Source organism: Flavobacterium resistens (assembly GCF_900182645.1).
Lineage (GTDB): Bacteria > Bacteroidota > Bacteroidia > Flavobacteriales > Flavobacteriaceae > Flavobacterium > Flavobacterium resistens.
Genome location: NZ_FXTA01000003.1, coordinates 26619 through 46775 on the forward strand (window position 1 = coordinate 26619; position 20157 = coordinate 46775).

Here is a 20157-nt window from a genome sequence, read left to right on the forward strand (position 1 = left end):
ATCAAGCAAAAAACCTTGATACAAAATCATTAAACCAAAATACTTTACTAATCTGTAAAGTCCTTTTTCAATTTAACATAACTTAAATCAAAATCAATATGAAATTAAGACAGATTAAATTCGCCGCAATCACTCTTGCAATCACATCAATTTTTATAAGCTGCAGCAGCGACAATGGTGGTGACACTACTCCCACTCCTCCTGAAGTTCCTGTTACAAAAACAGAAATAAACCTTTCTACAAGTGCTACTTTAGGCTCTTATCTTTCAGACAAAAACGGAAGATCTTTATATTTTTTCGCAACAGATGCAAACGGGCAATCTTCATGTACAGGCGGATGTGAAGCTTTTTGGCCAGTTTTTTTTGTTGATAATTTAACCACAGACAAATTAGGAACCGGATTAACATTAGCAGATTTCGCTTCGATTACTACTACTTCTGGCAAAAAACAATTGACTTATAAAGGTTGGCCTTTGTACTACTATGCACCAATGTCTGCCGGAGATGGATATGGTGGCGCAGGTGTCAACACGCCAGAAGCTGCAGGAAAAACTTCAGGAGACGGAGTTGATGGTACTTGGTTTATTGCAAAACCAGATTATTCTATCATGATTGTGAGAAGTCAACTTGTCGGACATGATGGGAAAAATTACAAATCAGATTATACCGTTGGAGTTGGTACAACTACCTATTTTACTGATGCTAAAGGATTGACATTGTATACATTCAAAAATGACAATTTCAAGAAAAACAATTTCACAAAAGAAGATTTTTCAAACAATGCGGTTTGGCCAATTTATGAAACAGATAAAATTGTTATTCCGTCTACACTTGATAAATCTAAATTCAGTTCGATAACCGTTTTTGGAAAAGTGCAATTGACTTATAATGGCTGGCCTTTGTATTACTTCGGGCAAGATGCCGGCGTAAGAGGCGCTAACAAAGGAATTAGTTTTCCAAGTCCTGGAATTTGGCCAGTTCCGGTAAAAGATATTCCGCTTACTATATAAACTGATAAAATAGAAGAAAACATTATTAAGGCTGAAATCAAAATAAGTCCTAATAATGTTTTCTAAATATCATCAAATTGAAAAGAGAAATGAATAAAAAAACCAAAATAATTATTTCCATACTATTCGCAATTGTCCTAATCATTTTTCTCTCTTATAACTATTTAATGCACAGCGGAGCTCGAAATTTAGCAACTGAAAAAACAGATTTCACAGTTAGTTCTACTGCCATCACAGCCGAATTTATTTCAGATTTAGAAGCTGCAAACAAAAAATATCTTGAAAATGCCGTTGCTATAAAAGGAAAAATAACAGCTCTGAATGGAAAAGAAGTAATTCTGGACGGTACTATTATCTGCAGTTTTAAAGATCAGGATTTATCTATTAAAAAAGATCAAATAGTGACTGTAAAAGGGAGAATTGTCGGATATGATGATTTGATGGGCGAAGTAAAACTAGATCAATGTTTTATAATCAAAAACTAATTAAATGAAGGTAAAATTATTTTTATCCGTAGCATTTTTTCTTTCAATCATTTGTCATGTATCGGCACAGGATGATTTGTTAAAGGAACTGGATACTATAAAATCAAAAGAAAAACAGACAGAAACTTTAGGTTTCAAAGGATTGCAGATTTGTAATATGCAATCAACAAAATTAACCGCCAAAGGTGAATGGTATGTATTGATTTCCCATCGATTTGGTGATTTGACTGAAGGGTTTGAGAATTTCTTTGGATTAGATGATGCATATACCAAATTGGGAGCAATTTACGGTGTAACCAACTGGCTTTCTGTTGGAGCTTCAAGACAAACTAATAATAAAATTTATGAATTGACATTAAAATACAGATTGAAAACGCAGGAAGTTGATGGCTTTCCGGTGACTATTGTGGGCTATAATACGATGGATATCAATACCAATTTAAGTACAGATCAATATCCGAATTTACAATTTAATAATCGATTGGCTTATACTACACAATTGTTGGTTTCAAGACAATTTTCAGATAAGATTTCACTTGAAATAAATCCAATTTATATTCATAAAAATCTATACGATGAAACTACGGAAAGAAAGGATCAATTTGCGGTTGGACTTGGCGGAAGATATAAATTCACAAAAAGATTAAGCATGAATCTTGAATATGCTCCCCGAATTAATGCTCCCGAAAGTGAGGTATATCACAACTTGCTTTCAGTAGGATTAGATATTGATACAGGTGGGCACATTTTTCAAATGGTATTCTCAAATTGCCAGACTATGAACGACGTTTATGCATTTTCTAATGCTACAGGAAAATGGAATGGCGGAGGTATTTACTTCGGATTTAATCTATACAGGGTTTTTTAAAAATTAATACGAAATTCTATGAAAAAAATAAAAATTTGCCTGACCCTATTATCCAGTATTTTCATTGTCTCTTGTGAGTCTAACACCTATAGCGAATTAGCTCCGCCTACCGGCAATCCAACTTATGTAGCAAACATAGAGCATATTATGGAACATAACTGTATCAGCTGTCATTCCGGAACATCGCAATATCCAAATCTGGAAACGTATGATGGAGTCAAAAATGCCTGTACCAATGCGAATTTAATCTGCAGAATTGAATCTGAATCTTGTGGAGCACGAATGCCATTAGGAGGAAGTTTACCTCAAACAGATATTGACATGATAAAACTTTGGGCAGCAAACGGATTTGTAAAAGAATAAATTAAAACGATGAAAAAAACAGCATTTTTAATTCTATTATTTTTTGTGGGAAACATCATTTTCTCCCAAAAAATGATAACCCGAACCGGACAAATAAAATTTGAAGCTTCTGCACCTTCTTTCGAGCCTGTTGCAGCTGTAAATAATTCGGTTTCAGCAATTTTTGATAAATCTACTGGTGAATTTGCTGTACTGGCTTTGGTAAAAGCTTTCAAATTTGAAATTCCGCTTATGGAAGAACATTTTAATGAAAATTATATGGAATCTTCCGTTTATCCAAAAGCCACATTTAAAGGAAAAATCATAGATTTTGATGCTTCTAAATTAAGCGCTTCAAAAAAATATGATGCAGAAGGTGATCTGACTATACATGGCGTTACAAAGAAGATTAAAACTAAAGTCAGTTTAGCCTTGAAAGATGGAAAATTATATCTCTCCAACAATTTTACAGTAAAAGCCCAAGATTATAATATCAAAATACCAAGTGTTGTAAAAAGCAAAGTTTCGGAAGATGTAAATATTGCCCTGAATTTTATTCTCGATGGAAAATAATCTTTTTTAAACTCTAAAATTATACAATTATGAAATCTCTATTTAATTTTTCGGCGCTCTTATTGTTGCTATTTATTGGAGTTTCTTGCTCTAGTAATGACGATAATTCTAGTCCGTCGCCTATTATTGTAACATTCAATGCAACTTTGAGTGGAGCAAGTGAAGTTCCTGCAAATGCTTCAACAGCAACAGGAACAGCAACTTTGAGTTATAATAAAACCACAAAAATCTTTACAGTTACTGTGACGTATTCTGGCTTAACGCCAACTATGGGACATATACATATGGGCGCCGCAGGTACTAATGGCCCTGTAATATTTCCGTTCTCTAGTTTGGCATCACCTATTAGTTATACTAGTACTGCTTTGACTGCAGCTCAAGAAACGGATCTTATGGCTAATAATTATTATGTCAATCTACATTCTGAAGCTTTTTCAGGAGGCGAAATAAGAGGACAGCTCGTTACTGCTAATCCAGCTGGAAGCCCTGCCGGTGGCGGAGGTGGTGGCGGTGGCTACTAACTTCTCCTTTCTTAATTTTTGTTAATTACCAGAGCCTTACTGTTGAATTAGTAAGGCTTTGGTATTTTTAAGAGTCTTTTTATTTCTTCTTTTTACACAAAAGATACTATTTCATCTCATACTCTTGAAAATCCTTATCCTCGGAAATTTCACTTAAAAAATAACTTAATTCTTTCAAATCAATTTGCTTTGGAAAGATATACTTATTGATAACAATTGTGGGAGTAAATATTATATTGTTTTCCGAATTCGAATTGAATTGAGCGTTTAAGATTTCGTTTATTTTTATCTCGTTTAATGGTGATATTGGAGTTGCACATAATTTCTTTTCATCTTTATTTTCAAACCAATTGTGCAATTCTTTCATAAAAAATTCTTGCCCGTTTTCAAGATAAAAAGCCACTAATTGCTGATGTATTATTTTTGATTTTTTATAACTATAATCATTATTGTTAAAATTAAAACGAATATCTAAACCTACTTTATCGAAATTTTTTTGCAGTATTTCCTCTAAAATAAAATAGCTTTCTTTACAAAAATTACTAAACGGATTAATGACCATTATTATTTTTAATGACGCATCTATATTTCCCAACTGTATAGTTGATGATTGAGGTAGATTATTTTCCAGAATATTAAAGCTTAATAAAGTTTCTTTAAAAGCCTGATAATTATGGGTATTTTTATTTTCCTTTGATTGTTTGTCCCTTATTTTGATCAGTATTTTTTTTAAAACATTTCCTGTTTCTAATTCTGGATTTTCAATTAAAATTACAACACCACTCCATTGAGATTCTAATTCTTTCTTTGAAATTTTAACTTTACTCTTGCCATTATAACAAATATAATTTTCATTTTTCACTTCAATAATACAATATCGTCTTTCATAGTTTTCATCTCGCAGTATAGCCATGAATCGATTTGGCAATGAATCTATTCTTGACGAATCAATATGAAAGGCTCCATTGTTGACATTAAAAAAACTTAAAGTATCTGTAATTGATAATAAAGATGGATATGCTGGATGTACTTGAATTTGCAGATCAAATTCGTTTAGATCAATATAAAATCCTTCTTTTTCTAAATATTCATATATATTATAGAATTCTTTATTCATATTATACTTAGAGTGTTAATTGTTTGTTCTTAGAAATAAATTCTTAAAAATGGCCCATTTTTCTTTTTTTTGCACTTCTTTCTCTGTAAAATAATTTTTTATAAATGTGTCATCAGGTTTATTTGTTATATATAAGCCATTTTCATCCCGATGTATTATTTCTTTTATTTTGGTAGTATATTCAAGTCGTTTTGCATATTGCCTTTTTTCAATATCTCCATGCCAAATATGATATAAATCACCTTCAACAAATCCAATTTTCCCCTCTGTTACTTCATGAAAATCAACACTCCATAAAGCTTGTTGGGAAACATCATCACTACTGCTTTCATTCGAATTGGGTATTAATCCAGCCGCGGCATGAGCAATTATGTAGTCTGCTCCGCCAATTAAAGCCTTATCAAATAATGGCACAGCATCTAGAATCTCCCTTCTTGCTCCCCAGGCGAACCCTACATGACCATGCTTATTAAAATTTGTATTTTTCCAAAGTTCCGTTGTTGCAAAATTTGCACTAAAACTTCTCCAAACATTTTTATTCATAGCATTTGGCGAGTAAGATTCCCTTATTTTATCCATAGAAAAAGAAGGTTTTATTTCGTCTTTTTCCAGAAAAACGGCGTATTCAAATGGCTGTATTACTGTATTGGTTTCCAATTGTTTTACTCCATCTACTATCCAATTTTCATTGGTAAAAACTACATCGGCATCAAGCCAAAAAATATATTTATATTTAGGAGGTAAATCGGCAATAATTTTATTTAATAATGACTCTTTATGCCAAAGCAAATTCTCCGTATATACTCTTTTTATATTGTCATTTTCTTCAAGCTGGGGTTTCGAATTACCAATTACACATTCGATAATCGAATGATCCAAATGTTTTATACTTTCATAGAATATACGGAAAGCTTTATTTCGATAAGGAGAATTCTGAGGATTGAAAAAACATGAAATAATAATTGCCTCAGGATGCATTTTGTACTTATTTTTAAAAACGGATTTTTTTTTAAGTGAATTGAACATACTTTAAATTTTAATTACACAATTATTTATTTCACATAGAAAAGCTATATGAAACCTTTACCTTGAATGGTAAATTTTTGTTTTACTTATATAATATTTATCTGGTATTCTTTTTGCAATTTTCATTGGGTTATTTTCTTTTTTAAACAAAATCAAATGGTACAATATACCTTCAAATTGATTTTTAAAATAAATTCTTCCATTATCAAAAGTTATTCGTCCTGTTAATCCTTCAATCAGAAGAAAATCAAAATGAGCCTTAATCTCTTTCATCTGATCAGCTTTTTGAATTAGATGTGTAAAACTTTCAACTTCTAGGTCAAGGTCAAATATTGATGCGCCTTCCGTTAATTCATGCCAGGCAAAACTGCATTCATCAAAACAATAGTGCTTTGAATCAGAAAATACCTTTTTATAATCTTTGCTTCGCATAAAAAAAGTATTCATCACATTGTTATTTCTGTATAAAGCAAAACATCCAGTTACATAATCATGTCGAAGACTTATAAAATCAAATTCCTCAAGCATTTCTTTTGTAATAAAATCACGCACGTTTCCATAAATGATATCCAAATCACTTTGTCCCCAAAAGTCATAATCTTTTATAATTTCTGGAAATAGAAATCCATATGCCGGTTTAAAATCACAAAGTTTATATGGGTAATCAATATTTACAGTGAAACCTAATTTTTCAGAGGCTGCATCTTTTATATCTTCAAGTTTTCTGTTTATAATAATTAGGTTTTTGGGTTTATATGGAATTTCATCAAGATTATCCGTAATGATATAAAAATCAATTGTTGGATTAAATGAACAAGAATGCACATAATATGGAAAATACCATGGATATTCACCATACCAACATGTAAGCACTGCAATAGATTTGAGTTTATTCATATTTCAATGTGTTATTATATATCATTGTGTCTGTTCCGAAGGCATCTTTTTCTCCATAAAAGCTGATCTGTTAAAAATATTCCGGAATTGATACAACAATCTTTCAGTCAATCGTAAATCTTCTGTTATAATTTCAGCGCTTCCTTCCATTTCTTGTGTGAAAGGAAGTTTTTTATGATAAGAGGTTTCTAAACCATTTGGTAATGCTACGTCTATTAAAATATTTCCATCTTTATCAGGAATTAGAGAAATATTTTTTACTTCTGCCTTAATTATGCCAAATTCATTATTAGGATAATTAACCAATCGTATATTGATTTTTTGTCCAACTTTTATTTTACCCGAATTCAAAGCCGGAGATTTTGCTTTTCCTATAATATCATTTTTTGCATCTGGAATAATTGAAAACACATTGTCGCCAACATTAATTGTTTGATTTTCATTCCAAACTTGTAAAAAAGTAATTACACCACTTATTGAAGATTTTAAGGTATATGCTAGTTCCCAATCTTTTATCACTTTTTTGAGCTGATAAAAAGACTGTGCCATACTTCGTCCTAAATTCACCTCTTCTTTAGTACTAGTGATTTCTGTAACCAAACCTAATTTTGTGTTATTAATATTGGCTGATTTTAATTGCGAAATGGTTGATAGAAGTCCTTTATAACTTTTTTGAGCTTGTAAATAACCCAGTTTTTTAGACTCCATTTCTTGCGCAGAAATAATACCCTTATTGAATAAGGTTTCAAAACGACTTATTTCATTTTTTTGGAGTTGAAGTTCGCTCTCATTAATTTCTTTTTGGTCCTGCAAAATTTCGAGTCTTTCCTTAATTTGCATTTTTTCAGAAATCTGTGCTTGGCTCTCGACTTCAAAAGGTTTCAAATTTTTATTTAATTTTTCCTCTTCATAATCTTTTTGAAAAAGTCCAAAAGCGCTTTCAATTTCTCCAAGCTGTAAATTCTTTAATAAAGCAAATGGAAATGCCTTACCTGAATCGTTGATGTTGTAATTGTCAACTATACTTTTTAGTAAAAAAACATCTTTGTAGTTAGCTGTATTTTCAATAACGGCAAGCGTGGTATTTTTTGAAATAATAGCTTTGTCTTTTACAAGAATAGCCTCAATTCTTCCCGTCGATCTCGAGACAATTTTTTCTGGTGGAAAATTAGTCGTAATTACGATTTTAGTATTTACTATGTCTGGATATTTTACAACCCAGGAAACTAGAAACAACATCATTATGATCACAAAAATGAAGACCGTTCCCCATCGTATCATCCAATGTGGCACTCGTCGCAGAATTTCCTGGACTTCTTCACTTCGAAGTTCAAAATCGGTTGACTTTATTTTTACATTTTTTGTCATTTTTTATTTTCTTAAAAGAAGGCTTAATTCCCTAATTGCAATTGATTGTGTACTAATTCAAAATAACTTCCTTTTCGCTTTACCAATTCAGTATGGTTTCCAATCTCAACAATTTTTCCTTTGCCCAAAACAACAATTTGATCTGCATTCATTACTGTACTTAAACGATGAGCGATGACAACAACCGTTTTATCTTTAAAAAAAACATCCAGTTTTCTCATGATTTCTTTCTCATTATTGGCATCCAAAGCAGAAGTAGCTTCGTCAAACAACAACATTTCAGGATTTTTATAAACCGCTCTGGCAATTAATAGTCGTTGTTTTTGACCGGTACTCATTCCAACACCTTCTGAGCCTATTTTAGTATTAAATCCTAAAGGCAGTCCTGAAATATATTCTTGAATATTTGCAACATCTGTCGCATATACTAAGCGCTCTTTATCAATTTTATCTACTCCTATTGCAACATTATTTGCAATGGTATCATTAAAAATAAATCCTTCCTGCATGACAGCACCAACATTATCTCGCCAGGATTTTTGATAAATATCTTTCAGTTGTGTATTGCCTACTTTTATTTCACCTGCAGAAGGTTCGTAAAATTTAAGCAAGAGTTTCATTAAAGTAGTTTTGCCGCTTCCGCTTACACCTACAATTGCTGTCACTTTGTGTGCCGGTATTGTTAAATTCAAATTATCAATCACTGAATCATCCGAGCCTGGATAGCGATACGAAAGACCCTTAATCTCAATTGCACAATCTTTTGGAATTTCATGTGTTTGAAAGGGTTCTTGTTGCGTTTCATCTTCTTTATTATAAATTTCCGATAATCGTGTCAATGATATTTTAGCATCCTGCAACTCGCGGACAAAATTAATAAGTTGAGAAATGGGTCCATTTAAGCTTCCTGCGATAGAATTTATTGCCATCATCATACCAAGAGTAATTTGGCCATCTATGACTAATTTTGCAGATATAAAAGAAATAAATATATTTTTTAATTGATCTATAACCGAAGAACCAATTGATTGAGTTTGTTCCAGAATCAATCCTTTTATGGAGACTTTAAACAACCGAGCTTGTATATATTCCCACCCCCATCTTTTTTGCTTTTCGGCATTATGCAATTTAATTTCCTGCATTCCATTAATCAACTCCATTACTTTGCTTTGTTCTTTGCTTACTTCAGAAAAACGTGTGTAATCTAAAACTTCACGCTGCTTTAAAAACATAGCAATCCAGCCAAAATACAATAGACTTCCGGCAAAAAACACAAAGAAAATTTGAAGATTATAATACGCCAAAACCCCGCCCATGATAAACATATTGATAAACGAAAAAAGCACATTCAGAGATGAAGTGGTTAAGATTCGTTCTATACGGCGATGATCATTAATTCGCTGCATAATATCTCCTGTCATTCGAACATCAAAAAATGCAATCGGAAGATTCATCAATTTAATGAAGAAATCAGAAATTAAAGAAATATTAATTCGAGTGGAAAGATGCAACATTATCCAGCTCCTAATTAATTCTAAACCTGTTTTCCCAATAAAAAGAAACAATTGAGCAAACAGAACGAGATAAACAAATTGAATATTTTGATTCTGAATCCCAATATCCACAATACTTTGTGTAAGAAAAGGAAAAATGAGTTGCAATAAACTCCCAGCTAGTAATCCGATACTTAATTGAAACAAAAATGATTTATATCGCAGTACATATTGTAATAATAAGCCAAATCCTAAGCCTTTCTTTTCTTCAATTTCAAATTCTGAGTTGAAAAAATTTGGAGTTGGCTCCATTAACAAAGCAATACCTTCATTCGTATTTACATCTGCATTATTTCCAATCCAAAATCTAATAAATTCTTTCTCACCGTAATCAATCAAGCCAAAAGCAGGGTCAGAGATATAATACCTGCCTTTTTTTATTTTGTATAATACTACATAATGCGCTTTATTCCAGAACAAAATACAAGGCAAAGAAAGTTCATCTATCCTTCCTAAATTAAGTTTTATTCCCAAAGTCCTAAAACCGATTTTCTCTGCAGCATCACTCAACAGCATCATATTACTTCCCTGACGAGTAGTTTCGCTAAAATCGCGCAATTGTTGGATATTAAAATTCTTACCGTAAAATTTGGATATGATTTTTATACAAGTGGGACCACAATCCTTAGAATCAGATTGTTTATAATTGGGAAATTTTTTCAACTTTTGAATTTGTAAATTAATGTTTACGTAACAATATGCGGTACTTTTTCCTTACTTCAGGTATTGCGTTTTTTATTTTTCAGAAGTTATACAGTTTCAATGATAGCCTTCTCTTCTATTTGATTTTCTACAAAAAAATCGTCTTCTAGAATTTCATTTATGAAAAATTCAAGGTCTTCTTTTTTATATGCTTTTGGATATTGGTATCCATTTATAAAAATGACAGGTGTAAAGTTTAAACTCTTATTATTATTGCACCATTGATTTTGTTGTTCGTATATCAGGTCAATCTTATCATCTTTAAAAGACTGTTCATATTTCTTTAACCAATCATTCAAATTTTTAGTTTCAAACCAATGATTTAATGCTTGAAGAAAAGCATCATTTCCATTTTCTAAATAAATAGACATTAGATATCTAAAAAAATCTTTACTTTTTTCTTCTAAAAGATGAAAATCCACATTGAAAATTATTTTTATTTTTAGATTCTCTTCGTTTTTAATTAAAATTTTATCCAAAATTTTATGAGCATTTTTACAATGCCCACAAAAAGGACTTGTAATAATGGTTATTTCCGTATTGCTAGCATGGTTTCCTAAAATTACTGGACTGTTTGGCAGATTCACTCTATTTTTTGACAACAATGAATTTTTAAAAATCTCATAATTACGTATAAATCGATTACCTGTTATCTGAAATTCTTTTAGTTCTTTTCGCTGGTTTAATAGATTTTTAAGCGTAGACCATCCTAAAGCGACAATTACAAATACAAAACCATAAACAATTAAAGGATATATCTGTAAATCAAATGAAGTTTGATATAAAAATAATATACAGGTCAATTCCAAAAGAATGATACTAATAATGACTAAACAAATAGGACACCATTTTTTCTCGACAAATTTTTGATAATAAATTGACGTAAATAATAAAGGTACAGCGCAAAGCAGTAGGCCTTTTTGAATACTGAAATAAGCATCTATTTTTGCCATAAAAAGAAACGTCAACATTCCTAAAAATTGCGAGGCAAAAAATACAATACTCAAATCACTAAAATTAATACTTTCAAAAATCTTCCATTTAGTAGATCCTACAACTGATTCACAACTTGCAGAAGATGTTATGTTGCAAAAACTATTGACTAATTCACTTTTAGCACCAAATAAATCTTTTAGTACAGCGATCGAAAACAAAACACCAAGAGTAGGAAATATAAAGAAGAATTTAGTTTGTAAAGTAAATTGAAATTGCGCAACTATAAGAAAAAACAATCCTATACTTAAAAAGGGTAGTATCCAATTTATTTTGCTTTTATTAGATTCAATCAGATTATCTGTTTTAGATTTTTCTACTAATAACACTGTGTTCTTCCATCTTGCCTCTAACTCTTGGTTAGAAATCGCAATCTTCCCTTTATTTAGTAAATATCCATCTCCTTTTTTTTCAACAAAGTGAAACTGTGGCCGGCTATTCTTTATATCTAACATTGCCCAAAAACAATCCGGTAATAATCCAATTTCAGATTTATCTACATTAAAGGCACCATTATCAATATTAAAAAAATCCAAAGTGTCTATGATTGACACTAAAGTTGGGTAATCAGGATGCGACTGGATTTGAAATTGAAATTCATCTTTATCAATATTAATCTGCTCTCTTTCTAAATACTGGAAGAGATTATTGAAATTTTCTTGCATTTTTTTAGGTTTTTATTTTAGGTAATCTTCTACTTGTTTAATTGGTTTATCATTTTTCATACTTACCTCATATCCTTCTATTTAAAAAGTTTGAGAGTTGAAGTTTATCACCCGGTATTTTATAATTTCACTTAAACATTCTTTTTAAAGAATATTTTCTCTCTGTAGTTTTCTGTTTTCTAAAACTTCTCTGTTCTCTTTTTTCAGTTTTTTTTTAGATGACTTTACTGCAACTGCGTTTCCAATAGTTTCTTTAAAATACTGAACTCATCATCATCGTTTGATTGTTCATTATGATAAACCAACTTTCCAGTATCATCAATTAAAAAATACTGTGGGACATAATTTATATCTAAAAGATCTTGAATTCGATTTCCTTTAATGTAATTGGGAGAATCTAAAGTTTGTAACCAGGGCATTTCATATTTTTTCACAGAATTTAACCAACCATCAATATTTTGATCTAATGAAATCGAAATTAGCTGCAGCCCTTTGGATTCATATTTTTCGTTCAGCAATTTGAACGTAGGGATTTTTTTTATACACGGAACACAACCGCTTCCCCAAAAACAAAGAAGTACATATTTTTTATTCTTGGAAAATGATGATAATTCAAAATGTTGTTCTTTGTCTGTTGAAAAAGAGAAATTGGGTAAAATATGATCTACTGTAAGTGACAATTTTTTATTAATGTATTCATTAACTGATTTCCCTAAATCAGTTTGTTTCACATCGTTATCCAATTTATCATAAATAGTTTTGAGATTTTCAACCTTAATTGAATGAAAACCATGTATGATTTCCTTATTAAACATATATAATGAAACATAAGAATTAGGAAACGCTTCAATAAATTTTATTTTTTGAGCTAATAATTTTTTCCGCAAATCTGAAACAATTGTCCATAAGGAATCTTGCATGGTTGTTTTCAGATGTTTTTGTTTTGCATCGTAATAAACATTAAAGGCAGCTTTCGCACTATCTTTGCTTGGCTTTGTTAAACGTTCATACTCTTTTTGCTCTTTAACAAAAGGAACATTGACAAAATGAAAATTATTTAAGCCATCGTTTTTATTTAATTTCACGATGTCAATTTTCATGTCCTGCGCACCAATAAATAAAAAAAAAGTTCCTAGATATTTATTATCTTTCTTCACACTTAAATTAACTGGTTCGTAACCATGCTTAATTTCTCCAGATAAATAAAACCTGCCTTTTTTTTCTTTTGTGCTTACAGGAGTAAAAGAAGAATTATCAGACGAAAGCATAATTTCTGCCTCTTTATATTGAAGAGGAATGGTTCCTGAAATCGAAAATTTATGCTGCGCAACTAATGGCAGATAAAAAAACATCATTAAAATAATTGTTTTTACTTTCATACTTATAAAATTAATAACCAAGGAGCAGGAAGGCTCCTTGGAGTTAAAATTTAGCCCTTTATACAAGCGTCATGACCTGCATCATGTCCACAACAACATGCATCTTCTCCCTCTCTAGTTAGATCTATAGAACATGTATAAGTGTTACTACCTTCTGTATAACATACTGTAGAAGGTCCCCAACAAGTTGTAGAACTACCATAAGTACCACTACCTGCCATAATAGAGCGCATTTCATTTCTCGAAAGTTTGCCTTGCAAAGCTGTTAGGCTAATTTTTTGTGTCTTCATAAATTAAATTTTAATGTTAATTAATGTTTGAAAATAGGTTCATTCTTTGCCTTTTGAATTACGTGCACTTAATTCAGAGACAAAAAAGTCTTAACAAATCTGATGGATATGTAGAAAATTTCCTATGTTGAACACAGCATAATTTATGCTAAAAATCACATTAACATGAAAAATCCCTAATATTTACTAACATCAAAAGCAAAAGCAAACTTCATTTGATGGGTTTTTGTAGTGTTTTTAAGATAGGAGTTTAAGGAAATTCCTTTTAATACTAGAATATTAGCCACAATTTCATTTTTAAACATACCAAATTAGTATGTATAAACTAAATGATCAAAGTCAAAAAAAGATGTTATTTAATCTATACCTAAAAAATTATTTGAAAAATGAATTTTTAATTATTATTCTGACATTAAATTATTGATCTGCATTTTTAGAGATTTATTCTCTTGTTCGAGCTTTTCAATATATTTTTTCATAATAAGAAGTGTAAATTCAAAATGCTCTAAATATTCATGATTCAAATGCTCTAAATTTTGTTTTGATTCATTTTTTACTATATATATTCCGTCATGGGGTTCGTATATGGCTTCAAGATTGGTATCTAAAATTTTTGCAAGTTCATTCCACTCATTTTTCGTGATTTTCGTGATTCCTGATTCTCTTCGGCTGTACTGCGATTGTGTAATTCCTAAAAGATAAGCTACTTCTTCCTGGGTTTTATTTTTTTCGATTCGTTTATTTATGAGTTTTTGTTTTATCATATAATAAATTGGCTACTTGGATAATTGATTAGACAAAAAAAACGAGTTAACTATATAAATTAACTCGTTTCTCATTTTAGCTTTATTTGGGGGCTTCAAGCTATTTTTTCATTTTATATCTCAAATTTTACTTTGAGAAAAAAATTAAATTTTACTTTCATCATCAACTGCATCCTGCCATTTATCCCATACTTTGACAGCTTCATTGTAGCCATCATAACCATAGTTTTGACTTAACTGTCCTTTGATATTAGGCTCAATAGCAATTTTATATGGAATTGGCCAGTAATTATTACGTTTGTCCATAGTATAAAACTTTACACCTGGTTTAAGCGAAATACCATTTGGGTATTTGTTATAAAGCGTGTAATGAACGATACGTTGGTACCAATAACTACCTCCCGTTTTATCTGTTCCTGATTGTTTATCCCAAGTTGCTTTATTATAGGTATTACCCCATTCGTCAGGTTTTCCACTAAGAGCTAAACAGTGCGAAATACGTTTTAACTCCACATTTCTCCATTCTTCCATATAAAGCTCTCTTCCTCTTTCTGCACAAATATCACCAATAGTTACAGTCGTATACATTTGTGTTGCTTTTGCTCTTGCTCTTACAACATTCACGTCCTGAGCAGCTCCAGTTGCATTACCTTGGTAAAAACGAGCTTCAGCACGCAATAAATAAGTTTCAGCTAAACGATAGATGTACAAATGCGCACTTGCTCCTGCAGTAGCTCCCTGAAAATCATTTGCTGCTGGATTAGCTTCCGCTACAACATCATGATAAAAGATTTTATAATGAGGGAAATCATACCAATCACGAATAGAATCTGTTGCTAACAATTTACCAGCTGCATCTTTCATTCTGAAATTTTGTCCAGCCCATACTGCACTTCCTCCTGCTCCAGGAGCATATTTAAGGTCTTCCATATTCACCCAGTTACCAACTGTACTGTTATGTCTAAGATCCACTTTATCCTCAACACCATTTACAACCCACATAGGATGTTGTGAATAGTAAGAACCACTGATAGTACCAATACCACGTCCTATTGCTCTTTGATAATCGTATTTTGCATTATAATTCGTTTTATCAGTTAAAGGAAAACGAGGCGCTGCTGTTTTACCATCAGGTGTGATTAAGTTAGCATCATTCCAGTTTGGTCCAAAAATTCTCATTGAAGCAAATGCTAAAAATGATTGTGCTCCTCCGTTTGGTGCAACTAATATCGCTTCAGTGTTAGCCGAAATTACTTTGTTCTCTGGTCTGTGTAAATCCCAAATTACATTTCTTGTAATTGGCCATGCAGTAGGATTTCCTCCTGGATCAAAAATTCCTAAATTGTTTTGTACCAAAGAGTAACCTGATTGATTAATTAAAATATTAGCTTGTGCTTCAGCATCAGCAAATCTTCCAGATGCCAAATAACACTTAATTAGCAATTGACGGCAAGCACCTTTACTAACCATACCTACATATCCTATTTTTGATTGCTCTGGTACCCATTGTACAGCTTTTTCCATATCAGCCGTAATCATTTCAATGATGGCTTCTTTTTTAGTAGAGTAATAACTCTGCTTTGGAACTGACAAGATTTTAGTAATCAATGGAATATCTCCAAATTCATACACTAAATTAAGATAACGGTAAGCTCTGTGAAAATAAGCCTGCCCGATATATTTATTTTTAACCTCTTCAGATAAACTTTTCACACCTCCAATATAGGACAAAACAGTATTAGCATTCTTGATACCTGTATAAGCTTCAGTCCAAAGAAATCCAAGATAAAGTGATTCACCACTTGGATCTCTTCTGAAATCTCCAGTAGGAACTATAGTCGCAGCATAATCAGCAATATTACTTCCTGTATCTGTTTTTCCATATTGTGCCATATCAGAGAAAAGATACTCCGAGCCAATAGGCACACTTACACCAGAAAAGCCATAGTGGATATAATTGTTACGCAACTGTTTATCACACTGTGCTAATGTAGCCTGCAAACCAGCTTCTGTAGTAAACGTAGTTTCTGGGTCATAAAACGAAAGCGGATCAGAATCGAGAAAATCTTTCGAACAAGAACTAGCCATTACTGCTAATAGAGCAAAAGGCACTAGTCTTGTTATTTTATTTTTAATATATTTTTTCATTGTTGAATAATTTTTAAAGTTGGAAATTAAAACCTAAATTAAACTGTCTTGTAGCCAATCCTCCTGTTTCTGGATCTCCAAAATATTTCCATTCTTTAGAAGCAGACCATGTTGCTACGTTTTGAACTGAAGCATAAATTTTAATATTTTTAATATGCACGCGATCCAAAAGATCTCTAGGAAGTGAATAAGCTAATGAAATGTTATCCAAACGAATAAAGCTTCTATCATACAATCTTCCTGGGGCAACCGGAGTTCCTGCAGGACCTTTAGCATCAAGACGAGCCCACTCATTTGTTGGATTGTCAAGTGTCCAATAAGGATTTACATATGGATTGAAGTTGAATTTATACAAACTACTATCATTGAAAGTGTTCATATAAATTGAACTAAGTGATTTCCCTCCGTTATATGAATACATGCTGATTCCTAAATCCCAGTTTTTGTAAATTTTAAAATCATTACGCAATGTCCATTGTACTGGAGGATTTGTATTCCCTAAAAACTGTTTGTCTTTTTCATTATAAACCGCTTTTTTGTAAGCAACACCATCTGCATCTACTGCATCTATGTCATCTGATGTATTGCTGTTTTCCACTTTTGGATCTCCAGGACGTTGTCCATATCTTTGAGCTTCTTTCCACTCATCTTTTTGCCAAATACCAGTTACTTTATAATCCCAAATTTGAGAAATTGGTCTGCCTATGAACCATCCATTATTTGAATCATCACCTTCTTTTTTCCCAATAACATTTCCACTGGCATCTTTAATGTCTACCATATTCCCATATAATGAGATAATTTTATTTTCGTTATAAGAGATTCCAAATGTAGTACGCCATTCAAAGTTTGGTGTTTTCATATTAAGTGTGTTGACACTTAATTCAAAACCTTTATTTTGAACCTCTCCAAGGTTAGTTGCAATTGAGGAGAATCCAGTGAAACCAGGCAACGATTGACTCATAATCATGTCATGAGTAGCCGTTTTGTAAAGGTCTAATGTAGCCGTAATGCGATCATGTAAGAAACCTAAATCAAGTCCAATATTTGTTGATGTAGTTTTTTCCCATTGCAAGTTTGGATTTGCCATACGATCAAGTGATAAATACTTCAACTCAAGCGCTTTTCCTGAAGCATCTAAATACCCCATTGTTCCATTGTTTACTAAGTTTGCCAAAGAAATGTACGGATCTGCAAGCGATCTGTTACCATTTTTACCCCAAGACAAACGTAATTTACCAGTGCTCATTGCATCCCATTTAAACCAATTTTCATTCTTGAAGGTCCATGCAACACCAAAAGAAGGGAAAACTGCATACGGATCTGAAGCTCCAAATGCTGAATATCCATCACGACGAACAGTCGCCGTAAACATATAACGATTATCAAACGAATAGAAAAGTCTTGCCATCAACGCATCTGCCGTTTCATGCGTGTCATTTGATCTAAGCGCGCTATTTGCCATTGTTGCTGTACTAACATTGTGAAAACCTAAAGCATCTGAAGGCTGAATATTATAAGCATCCATTCCTTCTGACCAAAAACGACGTTCCTCAGCTTCCTGAACGAAAGTTGCAATAATGTGGTGCTTTTCAGCAATCGTATAATCCCATGCTAATGTATTGTTCAGGTTATAATCAAACCTCATTTCATTATTTCTAACTGCCCCATTGGTAGCTGCAGGAAAATTTGGATTTTGTGCTGATCTGAAATCACGTCTGTGAAAAAACTGATAACGAGGAGCAATATTAAATGAATATGTAATCCCTAAAGGCAATGTAACTTTTGTATTGAAAACAGAATTCAATGTTACATATCCTCTCTCCTGATCAATAAATTGACGTTCGTAATAAAAGTTATAATTCTGACCTGAAACGTTTTTCCCCATTGGCTGTCTTTCATAATTGCCATTTGCATCAATAAAAGTTCCATAAGGACTTGTTCTCATCATATTATTATCACCAGAAGCTGTTCCTAAATTAGGTGTTATATCTCCATCTGTACGATCTTGAAAATTAACGTTTGCACTAAAATCAAGCCAATCTGTAATTTTAGCATCAACTTTCATATTAGAACGAGCTGATTTATAATCATTTCCTACAATCGCTCCTTCAGAAGTTAAATAACCAAAAGACATGTAATAGTTAACCTTATCACTTGCTCCAGAAACACTTAAGTTGTTATCATGATTTATCCCTGTTCTAAAAGAACTATCACTCCAATCGTGTGTTTTATCAGCTAAGAAATTTGCCATCAATGAAGGATCAAAATTCAATCCTAAACGTGTACCCCATACCTCTTTGCTGCTTTTTCCTGCTGTTTGAGTAGCTGGCTGATACGCTAACCATTGCGCTTCAGTAATACCCCATTTCGCTAAATCATTAGGGTTTGAAAAATAACCAGGTTTACCATTAGCAACTGTTCCAGCTATAAATGCTTCATATTGCTTAGTTATTGTGTTTACACCATAAGTTTGGGCAGTTTCCCAATCTTCACGATATTTTAAGTATCCTTCTGGAGAATACACACCACGATAGGCACTCTTGTTGCTAATTGTTGTGTTTGTAGTAAAACTAACAATAGGCTTACCCGTTTTCCCTTTTTTAGTTGAAATAAGAATAACCCCTGCTGCCGCTCTTGATCCATATACAGATGCCGCCGAAGCATCTTTTAAAATATCAAGCTGCTGAATATCATCAGGATTGATTTCTGAAAGTTCACCATAAAACTGCATTCCATCTAAAATAATAAGTGGCGAATTATGAGGACCTCCAACTTTGTCATTATTATTACTACCTGTATATACAGAAGTCTGCCCACGAATCTGGATACTTCCTCCTCCTTTTGCAGAAGGGTCGTAACCAACTCTTACACCCGGAGTACCTCTTAAGATATCCTGAACTGTTTGAGGATTTTGGTTTGCCAATTTATCAGGCGTTACCTGAACAATTGCTCCCGTTAAATCCTTTTTCTTCATTTTACCGTAACCGACTACAACAACCTCATCTAATGAAGTAGTTGCTTTTTTCATTTTTACAGTAATTAAAGCTTCGCCTTTTACACTAACTTCTGCAGTTACATAGCCTAAATAAGACACAAGGATTACTGCATTGTCGTTATCTACTTTTAAAGTAAATTTTCCATCAAAATCTGTTGAAGTACCATTTTTACTTCCTTTTTCTAAAACTGAAACTCCCGGCATCGGCATACCGCTTTCATCTACTACTAGTCCCTTAATGTTTTTTTGTGGAACAACATCGTGAGACTCCATTGTACTTTTAGAACTAATAGCGTAGCCATGAACTTGTGACAAAGAAAATAAGACGCAAAACATCATCATCTTCTTTTTCAAATTAAATCCTGATCCACCATTAGGACTTTTTTTAATCCTAGTAAAATTTGTCATTTTTGGTTTGTAATTTGTTGGTTAATTAATTAGTTAGTTTTCTAAAATCT

At 32.1% G+C, this 20157-nt stretch carries 17 protein-coding genes; 6 read left to right on the plus strand and 11 right to left on the minus strand.

Translation table 11 applies throughout. The features are described from left to right. Positions 1–98 precede the first annotated feature (98 nt). The 6 genes from FN795_RS11575 (at position 99) to FN795_RS11600 (ending at position 3799) form a co-directional block, all read left to right on the plus strand. Complete coding sequence (locus FN795_RS11575; protein WP_142450752.1) at positions 99–1010, plus strand: COG4315 family predicted lipoprotein; 912 nt, start codon at positions 99–101, stop codon at positions 1008–1010. 89 nt (positions 1011–1099) lie between these two features. Further along, positions 1100–1495 carry an OB-fold protein gene (locus FN795_RS11580; RefSeq protein WP_142450753.1) on the plus strand — a complete coding sequence of 132 codons (396 nt, stop codon included), beginning with the start codon at positions 1100–1102 and terminating at the stop codon, positions 1493–1495. Positions 1496–1499: 4 nt separating this feature from the next. Continuing rightward, positions 1500–2363, plus strand: coding sequence for a DUF5777 family beta-barrel protein (locus FN795_RS11585; protein ID WP_142450754.1), 864 nt, complete (start codon positions 1500–1502; stop codon positions 2361–2363). Positions 2364–2381: 18 nt separating this feature from the next. Next, positions 2382–2726 carry a c-type cytochrome gene (locus FN795_RS11590; protein ID WP_142450755.1) on the plus strand — a complete coding sequence of 115 codons (345 nt, stop codon included), beginning with the start codon at positions 2382–2384 and terminating at the stop codon, positions 2724–2726. A 9-nt stretch (positions 2727–2735) separates the two neighbouring features. After that, positions 2736–3278: a YceI family protein gene (locus tag FN795_RS11595; RefSeq protein ID WP_142450756.1), complete on the plus strand. Its 543-nt coding sequence runs from the start codon at positions 2736–2738 to the stop codon at positions 3276–3278. Between the two features lie 29 nt (positions 3279–3307). Then, positions 3308–3799 (plus strand): CHRD domain-containing protein, encoded by a 492-nt coding sequence (locus FN795_RS11600; RefSeq protein WP_142450757.1) that lies wholly within the window; start codon positions 3308–3310, stop codon positions 3797–3799. Positions 3800–3905: 106 nt separating this feature from the next. On the opposite strand, the gene FN795_RS11605 is transcribed toward FN795_RS11600, so the two are convergent. From FN795_RS11605 to FN795_RS11655, 11 genes are all read right to left on the minus strand, one after another. Then, complete coding sequence (locus tag FN795_RS11605) at positions 3906–4916, minus strand: thioredoxin domain-containing protein (RefSeq protein ID WP_142450758.1); 1011 nt, start codon at positions 4914–4916, stop codon at positions 3906–3908. A gap of 15 nt (positions 4917–4931) precedes the next feature. Next, on the minus strand, positions 4932–5942 hold the full coding sequence (locus tag FN795_RS11610; RefSeq protein WP_142450759.1) for a hypothetical protein: 1011 nt from the start codon (positions 5940–5942) through the stop codon (positions 4932–4934). A 57-nt stretch (positions 5943–5999) separates the two neighbouring features. Beyond that, complete coding sequence (locus tag FN795_RS11615) at positions 6000–6839, minus strand: DUF6625 family protein (protein WP_142450760.1); 840 nt, start codon at positions 6837–6839, stop codon at positions 6000–6002. 21 nt (positions 6840–6860) lie between these two features. Next, a complete protein-coding gene (locus tag FN795_RS11620; protein ID WP_142450761.1) occupies positions 6861–8207 on the minus strand; it encodes an HlyD family secretion protein in 1347 nt (448 codons plus the stop codon). Positions 8208–8230: 23 nt separating this feature from the next. Further along, the gene (locus FN795_RS11625; RefSeq protein ID WP_142450762.1) at positions 8231–10423 is read right to left on the minus strand and encodes a peptidase domain-containing ABC transporter; all 2193 of its coding nucleotides are present in this window, start codon (positions 10421–10423) and stop codon (positions 8231–8233) included. A gap of 86 nt (positions 10424–10509) precedes the next feature. Beyond that, positions 10510–12120, minus strand: coding sequence for a thioredoxin domain-containing protein (locus FN795_RS11630; RefSeq protein ID WP_142450763.1), 1611 nt, complete (start codon positions 12118–12120; stop codon positions 10510–10512). A gap of 224 nt (positions 12121–12344) precedes the next feature. Further along, the gene (locus FN795_RS11635) at positions 12345–13499 is read right to left on the minus strand and encodes a TlpA family protein disulfide reductase (protein ID WP_142450764.1); all 1155 of its coding nucleotides are present in this window, start codon (positions 13497–13499) and stop codon (positions 12345–12347) included. 50 nt (positions 13500–13549) lie between these two features. Continuing rightward, positions 13550–13789, minus strand: coding sequence for a hypothetical protein (locus FN795_RS11640; protein WP_142450765.1), 240 nt, complete (start codon positions 13787–13789; stop codon positions 13550–13552). Between the two features lie 401 nt (positions 13790–14190). Further along, positions 14191–14553 carry a helix-turn-helix transcriptional regulator gene (locus tag FN795_RS11645; protein WP_142450766.1) on the minus strand — a complete coding sequence of 121 codons (363 nt, stop codon included), beginning with the start codon at positions 14551–14553 and terminating at the stop codon, positions 14191–14193. Positions 14554–14697: 144 nt separating this feature from the next. Then, on the minus strand, positions 14698–16701 hold the full coding sequence (locus tag FN795_RS11650) for a RagB/SusD family nutrient uptake outer membrane protein (protein WP_142450767.1): 2004 nt from the start codon (positions 16699–16701) through the stop codon (positions 14698–14700). Positions 16702–16714: 13 nt separating this feature from the next. Continuing rightward, the gene (locus FN795_RS11655; RefSeq protein WP_142450768.1) at positions 16715–20107 is read right to left on the minus strand and encodes a SusC/RagA family TonB-linked outer membrane protein; all 3393 of its coding nucleotides are present in this window, start codon (positions 20105–20107) and stop codon (positions 16715–16717) included. Positions 20108–20157: the final 50 nt, after the last annotated feature.